General features: G+C 69.2%; 3 protein-coding genes. 2 read left to right on the forward strand and 1 reads right to left on the reverse strand.

Annotated elements, in window-relative coordinates; all coding sequences use genetic code 11:
* Window positions 1–1,365, reverse strand: a 1,365-nt coding sequence (locus tag H0U68_RS23915) for a DEAD/DEAH box helicase (RefSeq protein WP_296359471.1), incomplete at its 3' end; no start/stop codon positions are given.
* A 378-nt stretch (window positions 1,366–1,743) separates the two neighbouring features.
* Here H0U68_RS23915 and H0U68_RS23920 point away from each other — a divergent pair.
* Together H0U68_RS23920 and H0U68_RS23925 are read left to right on the forward strand one after the other, a co-directional pair.
* A complete protein-coding gene (locus tag H0U68_RS23920; RefSeq protein ID WP_296359472.1) occupies window positions 1,744–4,089 on the forward strand; it encodes a DUF1631 family protein in 2,346 nt (781 codons plus the stop codon).
* 59 nt (window positions 4,090–4,148) lie between these two features.
* Window positions 4,149–4,537: ATP-binding cassette domain-containing protein (locus H0U68_RS23925; protein ID WP_296359474.1), on the forward strand; the 389-nt coding region annotated here is incomplete at its 3' end.

Consider the following 4,537-nt stretch of genomic DNA (forward strand, 5'->3'; position numbering starts at 1 on the left):
CGGCTGCTGCGCGTCGCCACCGCCACCGCCGCCGCGCGGCTTGTTCCTGCCACCGCCACCGCCGCCGTCGCCCTGCGTGGCCTTGTTCTCGCGCATGCGCTGCAGCATCTCGCCGCGCGCCGCCTTGGCGGCGGCATTCATCACCTCGCGCGGCGGCATGCGGCCGGCGCCGCCCCACAGCACCTGGCGGCCCATGGCGATTGGTTCGGCGCGCTCGCTTGCCTCGGGGCCGAAGCCTTCCACCAGCACCGACGGGATGTCCTGCTTGGTGAAGCGCCCGATCTCCTGCATGAAGCCTTCCTCGTCCAGGCAGACCAGGCTCACGGCCTGGCCTTCCTTGCCCGCGCGGCCGGTGCGGCCGATGCGGTGCACGTAGTCTTCCGGCACGTTGGGAATCTCATAGTTCACCACGTGCGGCAGGTCGTCGATGTCGATGCCGCGCGCGGCGATGTCGGTGGCCACCAGGGCGCGCAGATCGCCGCTCTTGAAGCCGGCCAGCGCCTGGGTGCGGGCGGTCTGGCTCTTGTTGCCGTGCAGCGCCAGCGCCGTGATGCCGTTCTTGTTCAGGTAGTCGGCCACGCTGTTGGCGCCGAACTTGGTGCGGGTGAACACCAGCACCTGGCTCCAGTCGTGTTCCTTGATCACGTGGGCCAGCAGTTCCTTCTTCTTGCCGCGGCCCACGGGGTGGACCGACTGCGTGATGCGCTGCACGGTGGTGTTGCGCGGTGTCACCTGGATCTGCTGCGGCTCGCGCAGCAGGCGGTTGGCCAGTTCGCGGATCTCGTCGCTGAAGGTGGCGGAGAACAGCAGGCTCTGCTTTTGCTGCGGCAGCAGCGCGAGAATCTTCTTCACGTCCGGCAGGAAGCCCATGTCGAGCATGCGGTCGGCTTCGTCGAGCACGAGGATCTCGACCGTCGACAGGTCCAGGTTGCCCTGCTGCTGCAGGTCGAGCAGGCGGCCCGGCGTGGCCACGAGGATGTCGACACCGCGGCGGATACGGTCGACCTGCGGGTTCATGCCCACGCCGCCGAAGATGACGGTGGAAGTCAGCGTCAGGTACTTGCCGTAGGTGCGGATGGATTCTTCCACCTGCGCGGCGAGTTCACGCGTGGGCGTCAGCACCAGGGCGGCGACGCCGTCCTTGCCGAACTTGTTGGTGGTGCTGCGGCCGGCGGTCAGCTTGTGCAGCATGGGCAGGGTGAAAGCGGCGGTCTTTCCGGTGCCGGTCTGCGCGCCGGCGAGGAGGTCCTTGCCTTCCAGCACGATGGGGATCGCCTGGGCCTGGACGGGGGTGGGGGTTTCGTAGCCTTGCTCGCGCACAGCCTTGAGAATGGCGGGTGCCAGATTCAGATCGTCAAAAGTCATTTGAGAAGTAAGCGCCATTCCGGGCGCGGGGAACATCGGCCATGCCCGGCGAAGCCGGTCCAGTCAAGGGCAGATGAGGTTCAGGGTCGGGAGCCTGCGGGCGGTGCCCACGTCGTCCCCAGCAGAACGCTGAGCTCGCGGCAAACTGGAGGCCGCGAGAGCCAGCATTGTCGCATGCTTTATCGGCGGCCCGGCCGCTGAGCCGTTGGGCAACCCGCGGCCGACGAATGGGGCCGCTGCACGTACGAGCGGGAGCCGCGCGGCCATCGGTGGTGGCGTTACGTGGTTTTTGCATGGCAGACTGCGTTGCTCAGCCAAAAACCTTTTGGCCTACGGCTCGGCTGACCCGATAATGAATCCACACGAACCATGGCCAAGTTGAAGCTCCGCTTGGGCGTCTCCGACGACCCGACCGCCCTGCAGCCGACCTTGAACGACTGCCTGGAGGCCGTCATCAAGCAGGCGGAGCCGCTCATGAGCGACGTGCTGGCCGGCCTGCTGCGCGCCACGGCGCCCACCGGCACCCAGCGCGCCCCGATGCTGTCCAAGGCCAGCGTCAAGCAGGCCGCCGAAAACCTCAGCCGCGACGGCATCCGGGTTTGCAAGACCTTCCAGGAGGAGCTCTCGCGCGTCGTCTACGAAGGCGGCGGCAAGGAGCAGGTGCAGGCCGAGCTGCTGCGCTTCGAGGACCTGAAGCTGTTCGAGGATGCGCAGCTGGACCAGTCGATCGAAGTCGCGCGCGCGCAGCAGGAAGTCGCCACCGCGGTGGACGACGCGCTGCCGGCGCTCGACGGGTTGATCAGCACCATGCTGGGCTGGCGCACCGTCCAGCCGGGCCTGAACCCGCTGCGGCCCGACGTGTTCGTGCGGGCGCTGCAGGCCTGCCTGTCCATCCACGTGCCGCAGGCAGAGGTGCGCGAGTTGCTGATCGCGCCGGCCGGCGGCCTGCTGGGCGTGTCGCTGCGCAAGCTCTACCGGCAGATTTCCGACTGGCTGCAGTCCACCGGCGTCGAGCCGGCGGTGCCGCTGGGCGGCCGCGTGTCCAAGGGCAGCGGCGCGGGCGGCGCGGCGGTCAACGACTCCATGGCCAAGACGCTGCTCACGCTGGACAAGCTGCGCAAGCTGCTGGCCGGCGACTTCGACGCACCCAGGGGTCCGCAGCGCGATTTCCTGCACACGGTTCCCGCGTCCATGGCCATGCTGCAGGACATGAAGGGCGTGGACACGCTGATGAAGCGGCTGGAGCAGCGGCCCCGCACCCATGCGCCGGCGCCCACCGTGCAAGAGGCTGAGCAGGCCGCCCACGAGGCGCCGCCGCAACGCCTGGGCCAGCAGCTGGGCGAAGAAGTGGTGCGCCTGCTGTTCGACAACCTGGCCGCCGACGCGCGGCTGCTGCCCGGGCTGAAGGACAATCTGCGCACCATGGAGCCGGCGGTGCTGAAGCTGGCGCAGAGCGACTCGCGCTTCTTCAGCGACCGCAACCACGCGGCGCGCCAGCTGCTAGACCGCGTCACGCAGCGCAGCCTGGCCTTCTCCAGCCAGAACGATCCCGGCTGGCAGCGCTTCGCCACCACCCTCGAGGGCGCTTCGCGCTGGCTCGACAGCAAGGTGATCGACGCCGAGGTGTTCGGCGAACTGCTGGACCACCTGGAAGACCAGTGGAAAGACACCGACAAGGGCGCGACCGACCGCCGCACCGAAGCCGCGCGCGCGCTGGTGCATGCCGAGCAGCGCAACCTGCTGGCCCAGAAGCTGGCCGCGGAATTCGCGCAGGTGCTGGAAGGCCTGGACGTGGCGGACTTCGTGCGCGACTTCCTGCGCAACTCATGGCCGCAGGTGGTGGCCGAGGCGCAGCTGAGCGCCGTGGACGGCGCGGCCGACCCGTACGGCTACCGCGCGCTGGTCGACGACCTGGTCTGGAGCGTGCAGAAGAGCACCGCGCAGCGCGGCCGCCGGCGCCGCCTGGTGCAGATGATTCCCGGCCTGCTGGCCAAGCTGCGCGAAGGCCTGCAGCGCATCGATTACCCGCCCGAGCTGACGCTGCGCTTTTTCGACAACCTCATCACCATCCACCGCGCCGCCGTGCAGGAGCGCGATGCCGGCGCCGCGCGCGCCGCCGAGGCGGTGGAGGCCGAGGTGTCGATGCTGGACGTGAGCGAGGCCGAAGCCGCCATGTGGATGGCCCAGCACGAGATGGAGGAAGCGGGCTACCTCGAGGAAGACTCGTTCCTGCCCCCGGATGCCGGGGAGGTGCAGGACCTGGATGCACTGCTGCTCGGCGGGCAGGCGCAGGCCGCACCGCCGCACCCCGTTGCACCGCAGCCCGCCGTACCGCAAACCACCGCGGCCGTGCCCGATGCCGCCGCACCGGCGCCCGCGGTGGCCCCGGCCCCCGTCGTCGCCCCAACGGCACCGGCAGTTGCCCCCACAGCCCATCCCCCGGCCGAGCACGTGGTCGGCGCCGACCTGCGCATCGGCTCCTGGGTCGAGCTGGTGGTAGACAACCAATGGACGCGCATGCAGCTCACCTGGGCCAGCCCGCACGGCACGCTGTTCATGTTCACCTCGCCGGTCGGCACCGCGCACTCGATGTCCCGCCGCACCATGGAGCGGCTGCGCGCCGACGGCATGATCCGCGTGGTCGCCGAGCGCAACGTGGTGGACGAGGCGCTGGACAACGTGGCCAAGGCCGCGCTGCAAAACAGCCTGCAAAAGCGCGACTGAGCCGCGCGGGCGGTTGCCCGACCACCGGCCACCGAGCCTTGTGGCCCGATAATCGCGGCATGGCCCAATACGTTTACTCCATGAACCGCGTCGGCAAGATCGTGCCGCCGAAGCGGCAGATCCTCAAGGACATCTCCCTTTCGTTCTTCCCCGGCGCCAAGATCGGCGTGCTCGGCCTGAACGGCTCGGGCAAGTCGACCTTGCTCAAGATCATGGCCGGCATCGACCACGACATCGAAGGCGAGGCCACGCCGATGCCGAACCTGAAGATCGGCTACCTGCCGCAGGAGCCGGTGATGGCGCCCGACCAGTCGGTTCGGCAGGCGGTCGAAGAAGGCATCGGCGGCGCGCTGGCCGCCAAGAAGCGGCTCGACGAGGTGTATGCCGAGTACGGCGAGCCCGATGCCGACTTCGACAAGCTCGCGTCCGAGCAGGCCGAGCTCGAAGC

Origin of the sequence: Ramlibacter sp. (assembly GCF_013697775.1) — a bacterium.
Classification (GTDB): domain Bacteria; phylum Pseudomonadota; class Gammaproteobacteria; order Burkholderiales; family Burkholderiaceae_C; genus Ramlibacter.